We start from the raw sequence: 18,100 nt of genomic DNA on the forward strand, positions 1-18,100 counted from the left end.
CGCGAAGTACAGCTCTGCGCGGGGTGTGCTGGGAAGCCGTGCTCTTTGAGAACTGCATGATGGTGCTCCTGTCATCTTTGACGGAAACTGCGCTGCACCGGCCGCTTGTGCCGGTCAGCCCTTTGTGGCGCCACCGGTCAGGCCACGGACGAAGTGCTTCTGGAACGCGAGGTAGAAGGCCAGGACGGGCAGTGTGGCCAGCAGCATGAAGGCGAACACCGCCCCGAAGTCCTGCTGGTAGGGGCCGATGGAGCGGAAGATCCCGACGGTGACGGTGTTCCCGGCGCCCGGGCCCAGGACGAGGAGCGGGGTCAGGAAGTCGTTCCAGACCCAGACCCCGACGAAGATCAGCACGCTGGCCGAGGCCGGCCGCAGGAGCGGGAAGACAACCTGCCAGAAGATCCGGATCCGGCCGGCACCGTCGACCGCTGCGGCCTCTTCGAGTTCGCGCGGGATCGAGCGGATGAAGCCCATGAAGACGAACACCGCGAACGGCAGGTAGTACCCGACGTTGACCAGCACCGCGCCCGGCATCGTGTGCATCAGCCCGATGGCGTTGAGGATCCGTGTGATCGGAAGCATGATCACTGCGGGCGGGATCATCAGGCCGGTCAGCATGACGCCGAGGACGGCACGGCTCCACCAGCGGCCCGACCGCACGAGATGGTAGGCCGACATCGCGGCCAGCACGGTGGTGATCAGGATCGACAGGGTGGTCAGTATGACGGAGTTGACGAGGCCGTACCAGAACAGCCCGTCAGGCCGCTGGAGCACCTGCACGATGTTGTCGAGGGTCGGCGGAACCGGGAGCGCGAGCGGCGATCCGACGACCTTGGCACTGGTTTTGAAAGCGTTGACCAGCGCCACGTAGAGCGGCAGACAGAAGACGGCCGCCACGCCAGTGGCCAACAGCGGCCGCATCCACGGCGTTCGGGAGTTCACAGGTTCACCTCTCGTCGTTGCAGGAGCTTGAGCGTGGTCACGCTCGCGACCGAGACGACGACGAGCATGATCCCGGCCATCGCGGACGCCACTCCCGGGCGTTGCTCGGAGAAGGCGGTGCGGATCACCTCGAAAGCGACGGTGGCCGTTCCGTCGGTGCCGGGGCCGCCGTTGGTGAGCACGGCGATCTGGTCGTAGACCTTGAACGCGCTGATCATCAGCATCACGGTGTTGATCGTCAGCGCGGGCGCGAGCATCGGCCAGGTGATCGCGCGGAACTGCTGCCAGGGGCCGGCGCCGTCGAGGCTCGCCGCCTCATCGAGCTCGACAGGGATCCCCGCAAGCCCGGCGAGGTAGACCACGACAGCGAAGCCGAGCAACTGCCAGACCATGATCCCGGAGACGGAGTAGATCGCGTACGACGGATCCGTGAGCCAGCCCGGCGGGCTCTTGACCCCCAGCGAGACGAGGGTGCTGTTCAGCAGGCCGTCGTCCGCCAGGATCGAGCGCCCGATCACCGACACCACCACGGCGGAAAGGATCACCGGTGTGAAGTAGACGCCGCGCAGCAGGCTGTAGAGCCGACCCTGCCGGCGCAGCAGCAGGGCGATCGCGAGACCGAGCAGGTTCGTCAACAGCACCACGATCACCGTGATCACCACGGTGTTCCACAAGGAGTGCCGGAACTCCTCGTCCCCGAGGAGGGAACCGTAGTTGTCCAGGCCCACGAAAGAGGTGTTCGGGCGGGTGGCGCGCTCATCGGTCATCCCGATGCAGAGGGTCCAGAGGATGGGTGCCAGGACCATCGCGGTGAAGACCGTGAGGGTCGGCAGGACGAAGACAGCGAAGGCTCCCACCGACGGCCATGTCCAGGTGCGACGCCTGCGCGGCCCACCCGTGCGTCCGGACGGGGCCGCAGTGGGCTCCTGCCGGCCGGGCCGCGGGATTCCTCCAGCGGCAACGTCCCCCGTCCGGGAGCGCAGGGGGTGCGTCACTTCGAGAGCTCCTTGAACTGCTTGTTCAGCGTCGCGACGAACTTGCCCACGTCCGCACGGCCGTTGAGGAGATCGTTCAGTGCCCCGTCGACCTTGGGTATGAAGCCCGACGGCAGAGCCGGGACGCCGCCCTCGTTACCGAAGCTCGGAGTCACGGTTCCGCTGGACTGGGCCGTGTTGTAGAGATCGAGGGTGGTGTTGTACAGCGGCGGCAGGCCGGACGGCGGCTTGTAGCCCTTGAGGGCGACGAACAAGCCGTCGTACCTCGCCCCGCCGTCGGCGTTCAGCTTGGAGAACGCGATGGCCCACTTCTTGGCCTTGGCGACGTCGGCGGCCTTGGCACTCACCGACAGCCCGCCGCCGGTGTACACAGGCAAGACGAACGAGCCGTCCTGCGTGGGCATGGGGAAGACGCCGATCTGCTTCTGCTGCGCCTTGTCCGGGGCCGCCGGGAACCACGAGCCCATCGGATACATCGCGCCCTTGCCCGCGAGGAACGCCTCCTGCGCCTGTGCGTAGGTGGCCGACAGGTTGTCGACGTTCTCCTTGCCCGCCAGCGCCTTCATCTTGGTCGCCGCGTTGACGAACAGCGGGTCGCTGAAGTCGGTCTTTCCTGCGACCAGCTCGTCGAGCCACTTCGGGTCCTTGGCGTAGACCTCGTCGGCCACCAGCTGGGAGAAGGTCCATCGCGGGCCGAGGCCGTCCGGAGCACCGCCGCCGATGACGAACGGCTTGATCCCCGCCGCCTTCAGCTTGCCGACCGCGGCGAGCAGGTCGTCCCATTTCTTCGGAGGAGTGGTGATGCCCGCCTTCTCGAAGGCCGCCTTGCGGTAGTAGATCTGCCAGGTCTGCGAGTTGGTGGGAAGCTGGTAGATCTTGCCGTTGAAGCTGTTCGCGGTCGGGCTGACCCAGTCCGCCAGTTGCTTCTTGCTGAACTGAGCGAGCTTGCCGCCTTCCGCCAGTCCGGCAGGGTCGATCGCGACCATGATGTCGGGAAGTGCGCCGGTCGAGTCGAGCTGGCGCGCGTACTCGTTGCGCTGCTCGGCACTCGGCGCAACGAGTTTCTTGATCTTCACCCCCGGCACCTTGGCGCTGGTCCTGGCGATGATGTCGTCCCAGTAGGAGGCGGTGAGGTTGGGGGTCTCGAAGGTGAGCAGGCTCAGCGTCACGTCACCGCCCGAACTGTTCCCGTCTCCGCCTTCGCTCCCGCCGCCGACGGCACAGCCTGTCAGTGCGACCAGGCCCAATGCCGCGGCCATCGCGACCCAGTTGGCCCGCTTGCTCATCGAACCCCTGCTTTCCTTGCTGGTCGAACCCACCGGGGGCGTCGTTCGACGCAATTAGGTTAAGTAAGTTTCTTGTCAATATTGCTGTCGGGGCGTCAATTTAGATAGCGTGACGCTGTGAGTCAAGACATGCGTAAAACCCAGCGCAGCGCGGCTCCCGCAGGCCGTGCGGGCGATGCCCACCTGTTGCGCAAGCTCAACCTCGCAGCCACGGTGCGGGCCTTCCTCGACGCCGCGTCGCTGACGGTCAGCGACGTGCGTAAGATCGTCGGAGTCTCCCGCCCCACCGCCGAGGAACTGGTGGCGACGCTGCTGGACCAGGGCTTCGTCCGTGAGGCGCTCGACCGTCCCAACGGCGAGCGGTCCGCGGGACGGCCGGCCCGGCGCTACGAGGTCGTGGCCGAGAACTTCGCCGTCGTCGGAGTCGACATCGGCGCCCACAAGGTGGCCGTGGTCGTCTGCGACCTGCGCGGGAACGTCGTGGCGGTGCGCAGACGCAGCGTCGACTCCGGCCTCGGGCCGGCCGGGCGCATCGGGGCGGCGGCTCGTCTGGTCGAGACGACCGTCCGGCAGACCGGGACAAGCTGGGAACACATCCGCTCGGTGGCCTGCGGCATCACCGGCGTGGCGGCCAACGGCTCGGAGGTCAAGGACATCCGCACCGTTCCTGCGGGCCAGGACCTGGACGTCTACTCGCTCCCGGGCTTCGACAAGATCGACGTGGTCTCGGAGGTATCGAGGCGCTTCAAGCGCGACGTGCTGGTCTCCAACGACATCTACCTCGCAGCGGTGGCCGAGCAGTGGCAGGGCGCCGCCGCCGAGGCGCGCGACCTCGTCTACATGCACGCCGGCCGCCGCCTCGGGGCCGCGATCGTCATCAACGGGCAGATCCACAACGGACGCCACGGCCTAGCGGCGTCCGTCGGCTCCATGAAGATCCTGGGGTGGGCCGACGCGATGGCGCAACTCGACCACGAGAGCCGCAAGCTCGCGGGCTCGACCGCCGAGGAGTCCACCAGCGACGACGTCCGGGCGCTCTTCGAAGCGGCCGCGAACGGCGACCGCACTGCGGTGCGCACCGTCGACCGCGTCGCCGAGGCCCTCGCCCTGGGCGCCTCCGTCCTGGTCCACGCCGTCGACCCCGACCTCGTCGTGCTCGGCGGCGGCCTGACCCGCGCGGGGGACGTGCTCACCGGTCCGTTCGAGCGGCACCTGGCCACGACCTCCCTCAACTCGCCGGAGTTCCGCGTGTCCCTGCTCGGCGACGAGTCCGTCGCCCTCGGCGCCGCCCGGCTGGCCCTCGACGATCTCAAGGCGCGCCTGCTCGCAGTGCAGGCCTGATCCGCCCCCTCTCACCGCACCAAGGAGTCACCGAATGATCGAGCCCGGACGCGTTGCCGTGCCCGCGCCCACCGCCCCCGTGTCCCTCTCCGGCCTCGGCGGGACCGAGACCACAACGATGGTCCTGCTGCCGCGGGCGGACGGCCTGCCCGACATCGGGTGGATGGGGCTTTCCCTGGCGGCGACGGACGTCCGGTCCCTGACGATCCCCGCCTCGGTCGAGACCACGGCCTGGAACTCCTGGCTGATCGGCTCACCGGTCAGCGTGCTCCCGGAGCACGCGCGCGGCTACCTCGGACGGCCCGCACTGCTCGGTCACCGGATCGGCCCCGAAGGCCCGCGGAGCGACTGGTCCACCGCTTTCGGTCCCGGCGCAATGCGGTGCGACGACGGCTCGCTCGTGGTCCAGGCCACCGACAAGGCAGCAGGCCTCGAACTGCGCTTCGAGGCCGAAGCCGTCCCGGGGGGAGGGCTCCGCCTCCGGCACCTGTTGACCAACGCCGGCACCGGCCCCTATGTGGTCGACGCGCTCGACGTGGTAATCCCCGTTCCGACCGGCGCGGGCGAGATCCTCGACTTCACCGGGCGATGGGCCCGCGAGCGGCAGCCCCAGCGCCGTGCCCTCGCGGACGGGCAGTGGGTCCGGGAGCACCGCCGCGGCATGCGCATCCTCGACGGCACCGGCCTGATCGTGGTCGGCACCCCTGGCTTCGGATACGGCGACGGCGAGGTGCTCGGTGTCCACCTCGCCTGGAGCGGCAACCACCGGTATACCGTCGAGCAGCTCAGCTCCGGCACCGCCGTCGTCCGGGCCGGCGAGTTGCTGCACCCGGGCGAGTTGGTGCTCGCTGAGGGCGAAACGTACGCGATGCCCTGGGTGCACGTGGCCGCGTCCGCGCGCGGGCTCGACGGCCTGGCGGACGCGACCCATCAGTACATCCGGTCGCTCGCCGCCCATCCGTCCTCGCCCGCACCCGTCATGTTCAACCCGTGGGAGGCGGTCTACCTCGACCACGACCTCGACACACTGACCGCGCTGGTCGACATCTCGGCCAGGTTGGGCGCCGAGCGCTTCGTGCTCGACGACGGGTGGTTCGCGGGCCGCACCTCCCTCGACGACGGCCTGGGCGACTGGACCCCCGACCCGGCGGTGTGGCCGGACGGGCTGGCACCCCTTGTGGACCGGGTGCACGAGAAGGGGATGGAGTTCGGACTCTGGTGGGAGCCCGAGGCCGTCAATCCGAACTCCGCGGTCTACCGCGACCACCCCGACTGGATCCTGCGCACGGGCGACCGGTCGCCCGTGCTGGAACGCAACTGCTACCTGCTCGATCTCAGCCGGGAGGAGGTGCGGACACACCTGCTCGACGCATTCGGCCGCCTTGCGGCGGCGCACCGGATCGACTTCGTCAAGTGGGACCACAACCGCGACCAGATCGACGGCGGTGACTCACACGGCTCCGGCCGGCCCGCGTCACGGCGGCAGACCCTCGCCTTCCGCGAACTCCTCGACGAACTGGCCCGCCGCCATCCCGGCATCTCGTGGGAGAGCTGTGCCTCGGGAGGCGGCAGGATCGACCTGGACGTACTCGAACGCGTCCAGAGCACCTGGACCTCCGACGTCACCGATCCGCTGTCCCGCCAGCCGATCCAGCACTGGACCGCCCAGCTCGCCCCGCTGGAGTACCTCGGCGCTCATGTCGCCGCGCCGGTCTCCCACCAGACCGGCCGGACCAGCACTCTGGACCTGCGCGCGGCCACGGCCTTCTTCGGCCAGTTCGGCGTCCAGTGGGACCTCACAAAGGTGCCGGCCCACGAGGTGGACCGCCTCGCGTGCTGGATCGACCTCTACAAGCAGCACCGCACACTCCTGCACACAGGCCGACTGACACGCGTCGAACTGCCCGACGGCCTGCTCGCCCACGGAGTGGTCGCCCGCGACCGGTCGGAGGCGCTCTTCTCCTACGCCCAGCTCGACGAGATCGTGCCCGTGCCACCACGGCTCCGCATCCCAGGACTCGACCCGGACCGCACCTACCGCGCCTCGCTCGTCACTCCAACCGACCCGTCAGTGACCTGGGAAATCACGGGCATCCAGGCCTCCGGCGCCGCGCTGGGAGCACTCGGGCTACCGGGTCCCGCGCGAGCACCCCAGAGCGCGGCACTGGTCCACCTGCGCGCCCTCTGATCGGGCCATCGCACCTCGGGACCGCATGACGTTGCGCATGCGCCACCCGCTTCACAAGTCGTGGTGCTGACCCGGCTCCCGGATGCCATCCGGGAGCCGGGCCAGATCCGAGAACTGCAGCTCGATCCTCATCCGAGGGCGCGTGTGTACTGCTCACGCCCGCATCGGCCGCCGTCGGATCACCCCGCAGCACCGCAGGATGCTGCAGAACCGGGTCCCCTCCCCCTCGGTCAGTGCTTGTAGCCGGCGCCCTGCTTGGCATAGCCGTGGGTGCGGCGGATCGTTTCGTCGATGTCCAGGTAGGCCACCGTTGCCGCTCCGGGGAGGAGCGGGGTGTGGGAGGCGAGTTGCGGCAGCAACCGGCGGGCGACCGCGTGCAGTTGCTTCACATGCCCGTGCGTGAATGCGCGCAGGAACGACCCGAGGGTGGAGGGTGCGCGGACCCCGCCGAAGAGGCGTTCCATCGCGCCGTGCCGCAACCGGTCCATATCCGCGATGCTGTCCGCACCCGCCACCATCCCCGTGACCAAGGCCATGACCTTCGCGGCGGGAAACGCCCCCACCCCGTCGGCCGTGACCGGCATACGCACCCGCTCAGCGATCAGGCTCGGCAGCCCGCACCGTTCGGCCAGGCGCACCAGCGGCTCCAGGGAGCCGTACGCCACCAGAGTCGGGTCATCGAACGCGGACAGGACCGCTGCGGGGGCATGGGAAGATTGCATGTAGATGCCTTGCTGTACTTGCCGGATGGAACCCTAGAGAAGTCCCATCCTCGCAGGTCACGAGGCATCTTTTTGTTTCCGGGCGTCACGTTCCGCAGACGTCAACCGGTGCATCCGAGCTCAGTATTCGCCCTTGATCACGAAGAAGGAGCCGCGGATCACGCCGGCCAGCTTTGACTTTTGACGCGCGAACTTGAAGCGCGAAGCCAACTCCTCGGGAACCTCCATGCCCTCTGAGAGCTTGAACCCGACTGCGCGCTTCGCCCCTTCTTCGATGCCGTACATCACGTTGACTGACAGGCCGGACTCGTAGAACACGTAGGCCATCCGAAAACCGTCCACCTCGAAGGAAGTCACCTCGAGCGGGCGGGCGGAGAAGACGATCTCGCGCTCCTGGGCGAGGATGCGGTTCACCCAGTCGAGCGTCTCGGGTGCCTCGCTTGCCGGGCTGACGGTGAAGACGTGATCGTACTTGTTCTTGTAATAGCGCGCCTCGTTGGCGCGTAGCCCAGCGAGAGACTCCGCGATCGGGGACGATTCCAAGCCGACGGTGGACACATTCACGAAGTCGACGACGTACGGCATGGACCCCTCCTGATGACGATCTATCAAGCCAACTGTAGTGCCACTCTCGTCGGGCGCACCTGGGGGACACGATGTCTGGAGGGGGACGAGAAGGGGACCAGAGGATCTACCGCTGAACCCATCGGCAACAGCCTCTCCCGGCCCGCATACGCGTCCCGCACGGCACATCGCTCCGTGCGGGACGCCACCGGCTCCCAGGTATCCCTCGCCCGCAGCACGGCTGTGCCTGGCAGTACCAACTCCCTGCAATTGCTCCGCCGTCGCGACCTTCACCACCCCAGCGCCAGCAACGCCAGACCCCGCGCCCTAGCCCTGTCTGATAAATGATCAAGCTGTGGGCGAGCGAAGTCGTCAGCTGCGTGGCCACAACGGCAGCCGCAGCCGCGAAAGGTCAGGCCCGTCAAACGGACGACATCGGCGCGTGAAAGGCTGAGCCGCATGACCAGTGAAGCCGATGAACAACGTCGAGACCTGTTCCTCCGAGACGGCCTGGAGGCAGCAGACGTGGTACGTGTTCACCGTGAGGCGCTTCGTGTCCTGCGAGACAGCATCGAGACGGCTCACGTTGATGCCTACAGCGATATCGCCTGGCCACGGGAAGTGGCGCCCGCGTACGAGCAGGTGTTGTCGATGGCCGCCAACGAGGTGGCCGAGGGCGTCCGGTCTGCGAAAGGTGATCCTGGCATGGGGATTGACGTCGATGTTCGCGACGACGTGCAGTTCGACGTGCTTCTGGCCTTGGCTCCCTACACGATTCATGCCGAGGCGTGGCAACAGGGTCGAGAAATCTTCAGCGCCAGCGACACGGGCACAGCCCTGTGGATCGCTGTCACATCAGAGCAAGAGGTTCGGCTCATGTCACGGCTCGATGCGCTGGGAGTCTCGCAAACGGCGTTCACGACTCAACCTCGCAGGCGGCGAAGTCTGTTCGCCCGGTGGTCGCGGCACCAGATCGCGTAGCCACAAGATGAGCGAACTCAGCTGCAGTCCCGCCTGGTAGCGGGTGGCGAGCTTGTCGAACCGTGTGGCGACGGCCCTGAACTGTTTGAGCCGGTTGAAGCAGCGTTCCACGACGTTTCGGTGCTTGCATGCCTCCCGGTCGAAGGCGGGGCGGCGGCCGCCGGCGCTGCCCTTTCGACGCCGGTTGCCGACCTGGTCGGAGCGTTCGGGGATGGTGGCCTTGATGCCACGGTGCCTGAGCGCGGCCCGGATAGCCCGGGAGGAGTACGCCTACTAACGACTCCTTCACCGTGTGCGTTGACACCTTGCCCTGCGCGGGGATTGCCGCCGACGGGGTCGCCTGGACCAATCGCTCCGCGACCGTGCAAGGCTACGTGGAAGACCTCGACGACGACGGCTCCAGCACGACCGTCTACTTCGAGGCCTACGCCGGAACCACCAAGATCGCCAGCACAACCAGGACCGCCTCCACCCACAACAGGGTGTCCTACAGTTTCCCTATCGGTGATCCTGACCTGGTCGGCGGCTTCGACCGCCTGAAGATCCAGATCTGCCTGCGCTCCACCTTCGCGTGTAGCAACCCCGTCGACGCGCACCGGGACTACTACGCCGAGCAGCTGAGCTGACCACCTAGGAACACCAGGGCCGAGTGGACACCGAATCCGCAAGGCAGGTCCGGGCAACCTCGCCGTCCACCGTCCGGACCTACCTTGCAGATCGCAGGTCAGCATCCGACTCACCCGCAGGGTTCGAACAGGACGGACACCAGACACCAGCAGGCTGCGGGCCATCCAGGTGACGAACACGCCGCCCGCTCGCGCGTCACCGCCCGGGCACCCCACCCGGCACGGAGAGTGAGTCAGCAGCGCCCAGGCCGACCCTGAAGGGCGCCAGCGTCCTGAAGCTTCCGGGACGGCGCCGTGTCACCGCCCTCCCGGAAGCGACGGCACCCACGACCGGCAGGCGGGCGACCTTCGCCAGCCGCACCGCCGACCGGCCGTGGTTTCTCAGCCCGACTGCGAGATGCCCTGCACGAGCTGGGTCAGGACGCTCAGAATTCCCTGACCGAGGTCTGTCGGGGCAATCAGCACCCCGAGGGCCAGCACGATGACCACGGTGAACTTCTCGTCCAGTCGGCTCCTGGCCTCTGTCCGACGGCGCAGCCGCAGGACAACAATGACTGCGAGCAGTACCGCCACGTTGATCGTCAGCACTCGACCAGTCCTCCAGTCACAGGCAGGCTCCACTCCCAACTCTCTGGTGTAGCCCGAACCGGTCTGCGGAGCGACGGAGTTGTTCGCGGTTGGCGACAGGAGATCCTTCTCTGGCTCAATCCGGCAGACATGAGCCGAATCCAGATGCGAGGTGGAAATTCTTGCTTCGCGTCCACGTGACGTCACAGATCTCGTTCTGCGCACGGTCAGCTCTTGAGTTGGCGCCAGATGCCGAGCAGCGAACTGCACCCCCGTCGCCGTCCACCGCGCGTTGGCCGCCCTTCCGAGGACGCCGGACGTAGGTGGCGCAGCCACCCGTGGATAAGACCGCGCTGCGGCGGGCCAGGACCCAGTGCCCGAAGCCGTTCTCCCAGCAGGGGCGGATCGCGACGCTGGCCCAGTCGTAGATCCGCTCCCCGTACGCGCCCTGCCCGCCCGAGATCCTCTTCCAGCGTTGCCGGGGCAGCGCGGCCATCAGGTGGTCGTCGACGCGTTCCTCGCGCCAGTTCGTCGTGATCACCATGTTGTTGACCTTGGTGGCCATCACGTGCGGGATCGTCCGTTTCTCCAGCCAGAGGCGGGTGTGCTTGACCTGCCCGTACGCCTCGTCCGCGGCCACCGAGGCAAACGGCACACCGGCGTCGACGGCACGCCGCAGCATCATCCTGAAGTGCTCGTTCTCGGTCGCGAACGGCACCGCATCGTCGCTGCCGGCCGCCCGGCAGCGCTCCCGGTCATCGGTCCAGGATGCCGGGAACCCCCAACACCGCTGTCCGACAACCGCAGGGCCCCTCACTCCTGCGGTTCGCAGTCGTGCTGGGGCTTATCGGGTACCCGACGTGGCGTGGCGGTCCATCGGCAACTGTGTCGGGCAGTCTGGGTGGCGGAGGTGATCATTATGTCGGATGAGGACCCGATGTGCCGGACGTCGGCGGGTGGGGCTGCGGGGGACTGGGCGGAAGGGGCAATCTTGGACGCCTTGTTCACCCAGTCACCTGTAGGGCTGCACGTTCTGGACACCGAACTGCGGGTCGTGCGGGTCAACACCGCCACGCGGGCCATGCGTGGGGTGGCGGTCGAAGGCCTGCTCGGACGGTATTTCGCCGAGGCATACGCCGGCCTGCCCGCGCCCGACGAAGTGGAGGAAATGCTCCGTGGTGTGCTGGAAAGCGGCGTGCCCGTGCGCGAGTATCTCCTCCGCACGCGGCTGGAGGCCGAACAGGAGCGGGAAAAAATCCGGTCGGTGTCGGTGTTCCGCCTGCAGAACCTGCAAGGGACGATCCTGGGACTGGCTGTCACGGTGGTCGATGTCACGGAACCGGAGCAGGCGCGTGCCCGGCTGCGAGTCCTGAACGCCGTGCGCGAGCGTGTGGGACGGACCCTGGACGTGATCGCCACCTGCCAGGAGCTGGTGGAGACCCTGGTGCCCGGCTTTGCCGACGTCGCCGCGGTGAACGTCGTAGATGCTGTGGTACGCGGCGAGGAGTCCCCGATAGGGCCACTGGCTCACGATGTTGCTCTGCGCCGTGCCGCCTTCCGCGCCCGCGACGGCCTGCACGTACAGGGCTATTCGGTGGGTGACGTGCGGAGCCTCAACTTGCTGCTCCCCTACGCGCAGGCCATGAGCGACTTCCGTCCCCGTCTCGTGGCCGTGAGTCCCGACAGCCCGTGGCTCGACGCCTCCAGGGCCAGGGAGGTCCGTACAGCCGGAGCGCACACACTCATCGTGGCACCCCTGACTCTGCGCGGAACGACCCTGGGAGTGCTGAACCTCTTCCGAACCGGCGGGTCCGATCCCTACAACGAGGACGATGTCGGCCTTGCTGTCGATGTGGCCGCCCACATCGCCCTGTGTATCGACAACGCCCGCCGATTCACCCGCGAGCACACCATCGCCGCCACGGTCCAGCGCCAGCAGTTCCCCCGCTATCCCGCCTCGGACAGCACCATCGAGACCGCAGATCTGTACGTGCCCGGCGCCGGCGGTGGGGGAGGCTGGTTCGACTCGATTCCCTTGTCCGGCGCCCGCACTGCTCTGGTCGTCGGAGAGGTCACCGGCCTCGGCATCCAAGCCGCCATCACCATGGGACAACTGCGTACCGTCATCCGCTCTCTGGCCGCGCTGGACCTGCAACCCGACGAGCTTCTCGCGCGCCTCAACGACACCGCAGTCTTCCTGGCAGCAGAGCGCGCGGCTCTGCCCCCCGGCGACCCCTTGCACCAGCAACCGTTCTCGGCAAGCTGCGTCTACGCGGTCTACGACCCGGTCACCCGCACGTGCACCTTCGCACGGGCCGGGCACACCACGCCCGTGATCATCTATCCCGACAGCAGCACCGAGGTCCCGGACAGCACCCCCGGGCCTCTCCTGGGCAGCGCGGAAGGTCCCCCCCTTCGCCGCCACCTCCACCGGCCTCCCCCACGGCAGCATCCTCGCCCTCTACACCCCCGCGATCCTGCCCACACCCCCCGCCGATCCCGACAGTGCCCCCGCACTGCTGCACAACGTCCTCGCTCAACCCGGCCGGCCTCTCCAGGACCTGTGCGACGACATCCTCTATACCCTCCTCAGCAAGGCACGCCCCAGCGACGCCGTCCTCCTCCTCGCCCGCGCCCGGCCCTTCCCCGCCCACTTCCTGGCTACCTGGCTCCTCAACCACGACCCCACAGCAGCCGCCACCGCCCGCCGGCACACCCGCCGGACACTCACAGACTGGAACGTGAACGAAGACACCGCTTACGCAGCCGAACTGATCGTCAGCGAACTGGTCACCAACGCGATCCGCTACGGAGCCCCACCCCTGAAACTACGCCTCATCAAGAACCGCACCCTCACCTGCGAAGTCCACGACAACAGTGCTACCTCCCCCCGCCTGCGCCACGCCCGCACAGTCGACGAAGGGGGACGCGGCCTGTTCATCGTCGCTCAACTCGCCCAAAGATGGGGCACCCGCTACACCGCCGACGGCAAGACAGTCTGGAGCGAACAGACCCTCCCCACCCCGGCGTCCCCTCACTCTGAGCCAACAGCCGGATCCGTCCAATAGACGGCGGGAGCAAAGGACCGTCTGCAGAGTGACGGCCACACCTACCCGTCCCCGCCCCGCGATGCCGTCATCGTCGGCCTCACCCGGGCAGCACCTCACCCGGCACCTGCAGGGTCGGGCGAGTGAGCCTGTCGGTGCGACAGTCAGAAGCCCGCTGTTGCGGGCCGGTTCCCGCGGGGCAGCCCGGTCCCTTCAGCTCAGCCGGGTAGCGGCATACGCCTCGATGGCGTTCCGCTGGTACGCGGCCAGACCCGGTGTGATCGCCTCGTATGCGGCGCGCCAGGCGTCGTTGTCCACGCAGGAGCGCCCCATGGCGCGGTACTCCTCGGCGGACACGGCCCGCAGCTGGACCAGGGCCCGGTACTGGGCGTCGATCTCGACCTGCACAGGCTCGGCGTCGGCCGCGTGGCCGGCGGCCATCAGCTCGGCCAGCCGGATCATCTGCGCCGTGCGCTCGCGCTGTCCGGCCTCGACGTCCTGCGGGGTCATCGCGGCGACCCTGCGGGCGACCTCCTCGGCATGCTCGGGGAAGTCACGCAGGCTCTCCCCGTACTGGGAGGGCTGCACGCCCTCGAACAGGTTCTCCGGTCGGTTGATGGCGGTCATGGTTCTGCCGTCCTTCCTGGACTGCTCCAGTTCGGTGATCGTGCGGGAGACGGTGCCGGCCAGGGCGTCGAGCCGGTCCCGCTCGGCGAGCAGCCGCCGGTGGTGGCCACGCAGGGCTTCCACCTCGTCGAGCTGCTCGGCCAGAATCCGGCCGATCTCGGGAAGTCCTACACCCAGCGCCCGCAGTACGAGAATCTGCTGCAGCTGCAGCAGCTGACGCTCCTCGTAGTAGCGGTGGCCGTTGGCTCCGATCCGGGCAGGCGGCAGCAGACCGATCTCGTCGTAGTGCCGCAGGGTCCGGGCGGTCACGCCCGACATCCGAGCAACCTCCGCGATCGGCCAGTCCATCGCCGCCTCCCTCACAAACGCGTCACCGGGCCGGTCTCTCCGGCCCTGCTCAGGACGGTAGAAGCTGCCGCAACGACAACTTCAACCCCGGAACCCAGGCTCACCCGATTCCCGGCTTCGCGAAGATCCACCGTTGACCGTACGGACCCCGTTGAAATCTGCCGGAGCGCCCGTCCGCATAGGATGCGCTCCACGAACTGGTCGTACGGGTGAGGGGTTGGGGACTGAAGATGCTGGGGAGCAGGAAAAAGGAGGGCGGGCTGCCGAGAATCCCGCGGAGCGTGGATCCACGGCGAGCCCGTGTCCTGCCGGTTCCGGCTGAGGCACAGGCCGACGCGCGCATGTTCATGCTGGGTGGCGACACCCTCCGGGCGGTCAAGGTGATCGTGGACACGACGGGCTACGACCTGCGCCAGGCCCGGGACATCGTGTATGCGCTGGTCTACGACATTGAGGTGCCGAGGGGGAGCTGAGCTGAGGCGGGCTCCGTCACAAGATCTCCGGCTGTAGTAGAAGGCGGAAAATTGAGGCATGGCGGAGTCATGGTGAATGACGACAACGCCGCAGATGTGCGTGCCAGACCCCGCGAGCCCGGCATGATCCAAACGAGAGGCCCTAGGCGCACGGAGAGCTGCTGACCGCCCTAAGGCGTCGCCGACTTCGAGGCGCACCGCGAGGGCTTCCTCGACGCCGCCTGGACGGGCTCACGGACGGCGAGTGGCTGGACATCGAAGCGGGCGAGCGGCGAGGACTTCGCCGCGTCCCGGGCCAAGAAGCTGAACCTGCCCGGGATCGCGGCGTTCTTCGGGACCATCGACACCGTACTGGCCCGACGGCGCCCTGAGGTCGGGCGCCGCCGGCGCAGGGCCTACACCCCTTCCTGGACGTCCTGGTCGACCGGGAACTCCTCGAACTGCGTGGCGGGTGCGTCGCTCGCCACGACCCCGTCCGCCGCGAGAGTCACGGGGGGCAGGGTCTCGGCCTCCGGCACGACAAGCTCGCTTTCCAGCCCCGCCTGGCCCTTCAGCCCGCGGAAGTTCTCCTCCACCACACCGCCGAGCGCGGCACACCAGGTGCTCAGGTCCACCCGCCCGGTGACCCGGAGCCCGTGCAGGGCCTGCAGCTTGGCGACCGCGACCCACGTCGCCCGGTCGAAGGTGCCGGTCGCCTTCACGGCGTACAGCTTGGTCGCCAGGATCGACTGGACGCCGAGTACCGCAGACCCGGTGGCACCCATGCCGATCTCCGGGGCCAGCGCCTCCCAGGTCGGCCCGGTCATCGTGCCGTCCGAGGCGGTGGGGAAGCCGTGCGCCGTCTGGAAGGCGCGCACCGCTGCCAGCGTGGCCGGGCCGAAGGCCCCGTCCGCAACGAGGTTGAAGCTCTGGGTGTTCAGCAGGTGCTGCAGCGTACGGACCGTGGCGCCCGCGCAGGAGGTGAACGTGTCGGGCCAGGTGCGGGCCGGGATGGTGCTCGGGTGCTGGCCGAGGCGCTTGGCGACGTGCAGGCGCAACAGCGGGAAGGTGGAGTAGAACTTCGCACCGGGGCACTGGGTGTTGTTCCAGTCCCAGTGGCCGGTGATGTTCTGGGCGCCGAAGCCGTACTGGGTGCAGATGGTGGTGGAGAGCTGAACCAGCGACCACCACAGCTTGCCGGTGGGCAGCTCGTCGATGTAGGTACCTTCGTTCTCGATACCGATCGACTGGGTGTTCTGGCCGACGGCGTGCGCGCTGACCATCTGGTATCCGCCGTCCTCGAGCGCGTCCAGGCTGCCGTGCCGGCCTTCCAGCACATGGCCGCCGCGGCTGATGCTGAAGTGGTTTCCGGTGTCCGACCAGCCGTTCTTGTCCATGTGGATGTACTGGACCCGCTCAGCGCAGGCGATGGCCGCCTCCATGGAGAAGTCCATGGTGTTCGGGAACGCCATGTGGTGCACCACGATCCGCCGGGTGGAGCCCGTACGGGTCGTCAGCTCCCCGGCGGGCGGCCGGGCACCCCACTCGTCGCAGCTCATGATGTATGCGGTGTCGGACAGGTCGGCCGGAGCGGCGGCCGAGGCACCGCTCGCACCGGCCAGCTGGCCGGCCCCGAGACCAGCGACGGCGGCTGCGCCGGCGCCGGCCCGCAGGGCATTGCGCCGGGATATGTACACGGGCTCGAAAGACATGAGACGTTCCTCTCCAGGGCTGTCCGGGGTCTCTCGCCGCTACGCCACGCTACTCCGTGTACGCCAGCAGGCAGCCTTCCTTCTAACCCGTTGGCTGCCCCAATGTCCAGGATTTTCAGGATCGTTGACTATCAACACGAAGTCCTGACACCGTAGTTCGGTCTCGTCCACGGACGACGTACGGGACCGGGCTGCTCACCAAGGTGTCCGCCACGAACCAGATTGGGGGCCCAGTCGGCGACGGCTTTCGCCATGGGCTACCAAGATCCGGGCCATTCCCGGACCAACTTCCCCATGTGCTCCGTCAACAAGCCATACTCCCTGGTCAAGCAAGGCGCGGACGTGGAACACCGGCGTCCTCCTCCACCACGGCGCTTCAGCTCGCGGGACTCGTGGCGCTCCCGTTGTGTGCCACGCTGTGGCGGCTATCAAAGGGGAGGATGAGATGACTGAGAAGCTGCTGACGAACAAGCAGGCGCTCGCCGCAGTGATCCAGGCGCTGGGCGGCATATGGGACACGCAGCGTGCCGTACTGGCCCTGCGCGTCGCCGGGTACGAGCCGACAAGCGATGAGGCCGCGGGCAAGGAGGCCCGCCGCCGCCTGCGCGACCTCGCCGATGACGGAGTGATCGTGAGGCCGGATCCGGACCAGGCCGTTTACCGGCTGGCGTGATCGGGTCTTCCAAGCCCCGCCGCTTTACTCGTGGGCGGCGGGGGCATTGGGTCTGTGCGCCTCCTAACGTACGGTCAACACTGGCCTACGGCTCGCGCCCCGGGGCCCTCCGGTCGGCTCGCACATGTGCGAGAGGTGCGAAATCCGCCGCGCTCGCGGTCGTCGCGGTCGTCGCGGTCGTCATCGGGCACTACATCCGCTCATGCAGGGGGTCGAGTAGGGCTGCGGCGGATCGGAGCGTTCTGCGGGGTCTCGCACGGAGCTTGTCGGCGGCGAGTGCAGGTCCCAGCCCGTGCCCGGTCCGCGCAGAGCGGTATGCTGGTCCAGCAACGCGCGGCCCTGCCCGTAGGAGAGACGGGCCCCTGTGTCCTGCACCGGCCAGGGCACTTCGTCAGCACCAACGGGTGCGGGGGCAGTTCCAGTGGCCCCCGCCGGACGAGCCGCCCCCAGAACCTGCCGAGCCGTCCGGCAGGCCGTTCGGGAAGGTGCTATCGCGGTTCCGGTCGCCGGGGAACGGGTCGCGGTAGCGATGGGCCGCGACGGAATGCTGCCCCCGGTCTTCCGCAAGGTGGGCGCCGGCAGTGGTACGCCCGTCGGCAACACCCTCATCGTCTGCGCCTTCGTGGGACTGCTCGCCGCGTTCGTGCCACTGGGCTGGCTGGTCGACCTCACGAGCATGGGCGCGCTGGTCGCCTTCGCCGTGGTCTCGGTCGGTGTCATCGTGCTGCGGGTCCGTGAACCCCAGCTGCCTCGCGGCTTCAAGGTCCCCGGCTACCCGGTGGTGCTCGCCCTGTCCTTGCTCTTCTGCGGCTACCTGATCTGGAACCTGCCCTCCGACACGTTCGTGCTGTTCGCCGGCTGGCTGACGCTCGCCCTGCTCGTCTACTTCTGCTACGGCCGCCGGCACTCGAAGCTGGCCCGCGCCGAGGCGATCATCACGCCTCTGGAGCCGTCCCGGACCGCCTGAGCCCCGGAGACGGCCTGGCTGCAGCCGAGGGCGGATGTCCGTATCTGTGGGTTATACGGCCC

General features: G+C 68.1%; 18 protein-coding genes and 2 pseudogenes. 9 read left to right on the forward strand and 11 right to left on the reverse strand.

Annotation, left to right across the window (positions count from 1 at the left end; all coding sequences use genetic code 11):
• Window positions 1-114 precede the first annotated feature (114 nt).
• The 3 genes from ACFU6I_RS26810 to ACFU6I_RS26820 all read right to left on the reverse strand — a co-directional run bounded on the left by ACFU6I_RS26810 (window position 115) and on the right by ACFU6I_RS26820 (window position 3,223).
• Complete coding sequence (locus ACFU6I_RS26810) at window positions 115-942, reverse strand: carbohydrate ABC transporter permease (protein ID WP_384371324.1); 828 nt, start codon at window positions 940-942, stop codon at window positions 115-117.
• Window positions 939-1,748: a carbohydrate ABC transporter permease gene (locus tag ACFU6I_RS26815; protein WP_384371393.1), complete on the reverse strand. Its 810-nt coding sequence runs from the start codon at window positions 1,746-1,748 to the stop codon at window positions 939-941. The genes ACFU6I_RS26810 and ACFU6I_RS26815 overlap by 4 nt, the downstream gene beginning before the upstream one ends.
• A 185-nt stretch (window positions 1,749-1,933) precedes the next feature.
• Window positions 1,934-3,223: an ABC transporter substrate-binding protein gene (locus ACFU6I_RS26820; RefSeq protein WP_384371326.1), complete on the reverse strand. Its 1,290-nt coding sequence runs from the start codon at window positions 3,221-3,223 to the stop codon at window positions 1,934-1,936.
• A 129-nt stretch (window positions 3,224-3,352) separates the two neighbouring features.
• Here ACFU6I_RS26820 and ACFU6I_RS26825 point away from each other — a divergent pair, with 129 nt between their 5' ends.
• Together ACFU6I_RS26825 and ACFU6I_RS26830 are read left to right on the forward strand one after the other, a co-directional pair.
• Window positions 3,353-4,564 carry an ROK family protein gene (locus ACFU6I_RS26825; RefSeq protein WP_384371328.1) on the forward strand — a complete coding sequence of 404 codons (1,212 nt, stop codon included), beginning with the start codon at window positions 3,353-3,355 and terminating at the stop codon, window positions 4,562-4,564.
• 34 nt (window positions 4,565-4,598) lie between these two features.
• On the forward strand, window positions 4,599-6,752 hold the full coding sequence (locus ACFU6I_RS26830) for an alpha-galactosidase (RefSeq protein ID WP_384371330.1): 2,154 nt from the start codon (window positions 4,599-4,601) through the stop codon (window positions 6,750-6,752).
• 230 nt (window positions 6,753-6,982) lie between these two features.
• Here the strand turns inward: ACFU6I_RS26830 and ACFU6I_RS26835 are convergent, their stop codons facing one another.
• A complete protein-coding gene (locus tag ACFU6I_RS26835; RefSeq protein WP_384371332.1) occupies window positions 6,983-7,474 on the reverse strand; it encodes a hypothetical protein in 492 nt (163 codons plus the stop codon).
• A 120-nt stretch (window positions 7,475-7,594) separates the two neighbouring features.
• On the reverse strand, window positions 7,595-8,059 hold the full coding sequence (locus tag ACFU6I_RS26840; protein WP_384371334.1) for a phage tail protein: 465 nt from the start codon (window positions 8,057-8,059) through the stop codon (window positions 7,595-7,597).
• Between the two features lie 438 nt (window positions 8,060-8,497).
• Between ACFU6I_RS26840 and ACFU6I_RS26845 the strand changes: the two genes are divergently transcribed.
• Window positions 8,498-9,019 (forward strand): hypothetical protein, encoded by a 522-nt coding sequence (locus ACFU6I_RS26845; RefSeq protein ID WP_384371336.1) that lies wholly within the window; start codon window positions 8,498-8,500, stop codon window positions 9,017-9,019.
• Here ACFU6I_RS26845 and ACFU6I_RS26850 read toward each other — a convergent pair.
• Window positions 8,981-9,289 (reverse strand): annotated as a pseudogene (locus tag ACFU6I_RS26850) (transposase); the annotation flags it as partial. The gene ACFU6I_RS26845 and the pseudogene ACFU6I_RS26850 overlap by 39 nt on opposite strands.
• Window positions 9,290-9,381: 92 nt before the next feature.
• On the opposite strand from ACFU6I_RS26850, the gene ACFU6I_RS26855 reads away from it, so the two are divergent.
• Window positions 9,382-9,645: a hypothetical protein gene (locus tag ACFU6I_RS26855; RefSeq protein WP_384371338.1), complete on the forward strand. Its 264-nt coding sequence runs from the start codon at window positions 9,382-9,384 to the stop codon at window positions 9,643-9,645.
• 381 nt (window positions 9,646-10,026) lie between these two features.
• Here ACFU6I_RS26855 and ACFU6I_RS26860 read toward each other — a convergent pair whose 3' ends face one another.
• Window positions 10,027-10,233: a hypothetical protein gene (locus tag ACFU6I_RS26860; protein WP_384371340.1), complete on the reverse strand. Its 207-nt coding sequence runs from the start codon at window positions 10,231-10,233 to the stop codon at window positions 10,027-10,029.
• Between the two features lie 115 nt (window positions 10,234-10,348).
• Window positions 10,349-11,029 (reverse strand): transposase, encoded by a 681-nt coding sequence (locus ACFU6I_RS26865; protein WP_384371342.1) that lies wholly within the window; start codon window positions 11,027-11,029, stop codon window positions 10,349-10,351.
• Window positions 11,030-11,149: 120 nt separating this feature from the next.
• On the opposite strand from ACFU6I_RS26865, the pseudogene ACFU6I_RS26870 reads away from it, so the two are divergent.
• Both ACFU6I_RS26870 and ACFU6I_RS26875 read left to right on the forward strand, forming a co-directional pair.
• Window positions 11,150-12,574: pseudogene (locus tag ACFU6I_RS26870) on the forward strand (SpoIIE family protein phosphatase); the annotation flags it as partial.
• A gap of 295 nt (window positions 12,575-12,869) precedes the next feature.
• A complete protein-coding gene (locus ACFU6I_RS26875; protein WP_384371395.1) occupies window positions 12,870-13,280 on the forward strand; it encodes an ATP-binding protein in 411 nt (136 codons plus the stop codon).
• A 192-nt stretch (window positions 13,281-13,472) separates the two neighbouring features.
• Here the strand turns inward: ACFU6I_RS26875 and ACFU6I_RS26880 are convergent, their stop codons facing one another.
• On the reverse strand, window positions 13,473-14,234 hold the full coding sequence (locus ACFU6I_RS26880; RefSeq protein WP_384371343.1) for a MerR family transcriptional regulator: 762 nt from the start codon (window positions 14,232-14,234) through the stop codon (window positions 13,473-13,475).
• 281 nt (window positions 14,235-14,515) lie between these two features.
• Here ACFU6I_RS26880 and ACFU6I_RS26885 point away from each other — a divergent pair, with 281 nt between their 5' ends.
• The gene (locus ACFU6I_RS26885; protein ID WP_345518940.1) at window positions 14,516-14,707 is read left to right on the forward strand and encodes a hypothetical protein; all 192 of its coding nucleotides are present in this window, start codon (window positions 14,516-14,518) and stop codon (window positions 14,705-14,707) included.
• A 170-nt stretch (window positions 14,708-14,877) separates the two neighbouring features.
• Here the strand turns inward: ACFU6I_RS26885 and ACFU6I_RS26890 are convergent, their stop codons facing one another.
• Together ACFU6I_RS26890 and ACFU6I_RS26895 are read right to left on the reverse strand one after the other, a co-directional pair.
• On the reverse strand, window positions 14,878-15,048 hold the full coding sequence (locus tag ACFU6I_RS26890; RefSeq protein ID WP_384371345.1) for a hypothetical protein: 171 nt from the start codon (window positions 15,046-15,048) through the stop codon (window positions 14,878-14,880).
• 54 nt (window positions 15,049-15,102) lie between these two features.
• The gene (locus tag ACFU6I_RS26895) at window positions 15,103-16,398 is read right to left on the reverse strand and encodes an N-acetylmuramoyl-L-alanine amidase (protein ID WP_384371347.1); all 1,296 of its coding nucleotides are present in this window, start codon (window positions 16,396-16,398) and stop codon (window positions 15,103-15,105) included.
• 445 nt (window positions 16,399-16,843) lie between these two features.
• Here ACFU6I_RS26895 and ACFU6I_RS26900 point away from each other — a divergent pair, with 445 nt between their 5' ends.
• Window positions 16,844-17,071, forward strand: coding sequence for a hypothetical protein (locus ACFU6I_RS26900; protein ID WP_345518944.1), 228 nt, complete (start codon window positions 16,844-16,846; stop codon window positions 17,069-17,071).
• Between the two features lie 421 nt (window positions 17,072-17,492).
• Window positions 17,493-18,038 carry an APC family permease gene (locus tag ACFU6I_RS26905; RefSeq protein ID WP_384371349.1) on the forward strand — a complete coding sequence of 182 codons (546 nt, stop codon included), beginning with the start codon at window positions 17,493-17,495 and terminating at the stop codon, window positions 18,036-18,038.
• Window positions 18,039-18,100: the final 62 nt, after the last annotated feature.

Origin of the sequence: Streptomyces sp. NPDC057486 (genome assembly GCF_042802415.1) — a bacterium.
Classification (GTDB): domain Bacteria; phylum Actinomycetota; class Actinomycetes; order Streptomycetales; family Streptomycetaceae; genus Streptomyces; species Streptomyces yanii.

Bases quoted from the DNA above. Each gene is read 5' to 3' on its own strand.
- ACFU6I_RS26815 (WP_384371393.1), bottom strand. From the start codon at position 1,748: ATGGTCCTGGCACCCATCCTCTGGACCCTCTGCATCGGGATGACCGAT.
- ACFU6I_RS26820 (WP_384371326.1), bottom strand. From the start codon at position 3,223: ATGAGCAAGCGGGCCAACTGGGTCGCGATGGCCGCGGCATTGGGCCTG.
- ACFU6I_RS26825 (WP_384371328.1), top strand. From the start codon at position 3,353: ATGCGTAAAACCCAGCGCAGCGCGGCTCCCGCAGGCCGTGCGGGCGAT.
- ACFU6I_RS26830 (WP_384371330.1), top strand. From the start codon at position 4,599: ATGATCGAGCCCGGACGCGTTGCCGTGCCCGCGCCCACCGCCCCCGTG.
- ACFU6I_RS26835 (WP_384371332.1), bottom strand. From the start codon at position 7,474: ATGCAATCTTCCCATGCCCCCGCAGCGGTCCTGTCCGCGTTCGATGAC.
- ACFU6I_RS26840 (WP_384371334.1), bottom strand. From the start codon at position 8,059: ATGCCGTACGTCGTCGACTTCGTGAATGTGTCCACCGTCGGCTTGGAA.
- ACFU6I_RS26845 (WP_384371336.1), top strand. From the start codon at position 8,498: ATGACCAGTGAAGCCGATGAACAACGTCGAGACCTGTTCCTCCGAGAC.
- ACFU6I_RS26880 (WP_384371343.1), bottom strand. From the start codon at position 14,234: ATGGACTGGCCGATCGCGGAGGTTGCTCGGATGTCGGGCGTGACCGCC.
- ACFU6I_RS26890 (WP_384371345.1), bottom strand. From the start codon at position 15,048: ATGGTCCCGAAGAACGCCGCGATCCCGGGCAGGTTCAGCTTCTTGGCC.
- ACFU6I_RS26895 (WP_384371347.1), bottom strand. From the start codon at position 16,398: ATGTCTTTCGAGCCCGTGTACATATCCCGGCGCAATGCCCTGCGGGCC.
- ACFU6I_RS26900 (WP_345518944.1), top strand. From the start codon at position 16,844: ATGACTGAGAAGCTGCTGACGAACAAGCAGGCGCTCGCCGCAGTGATC.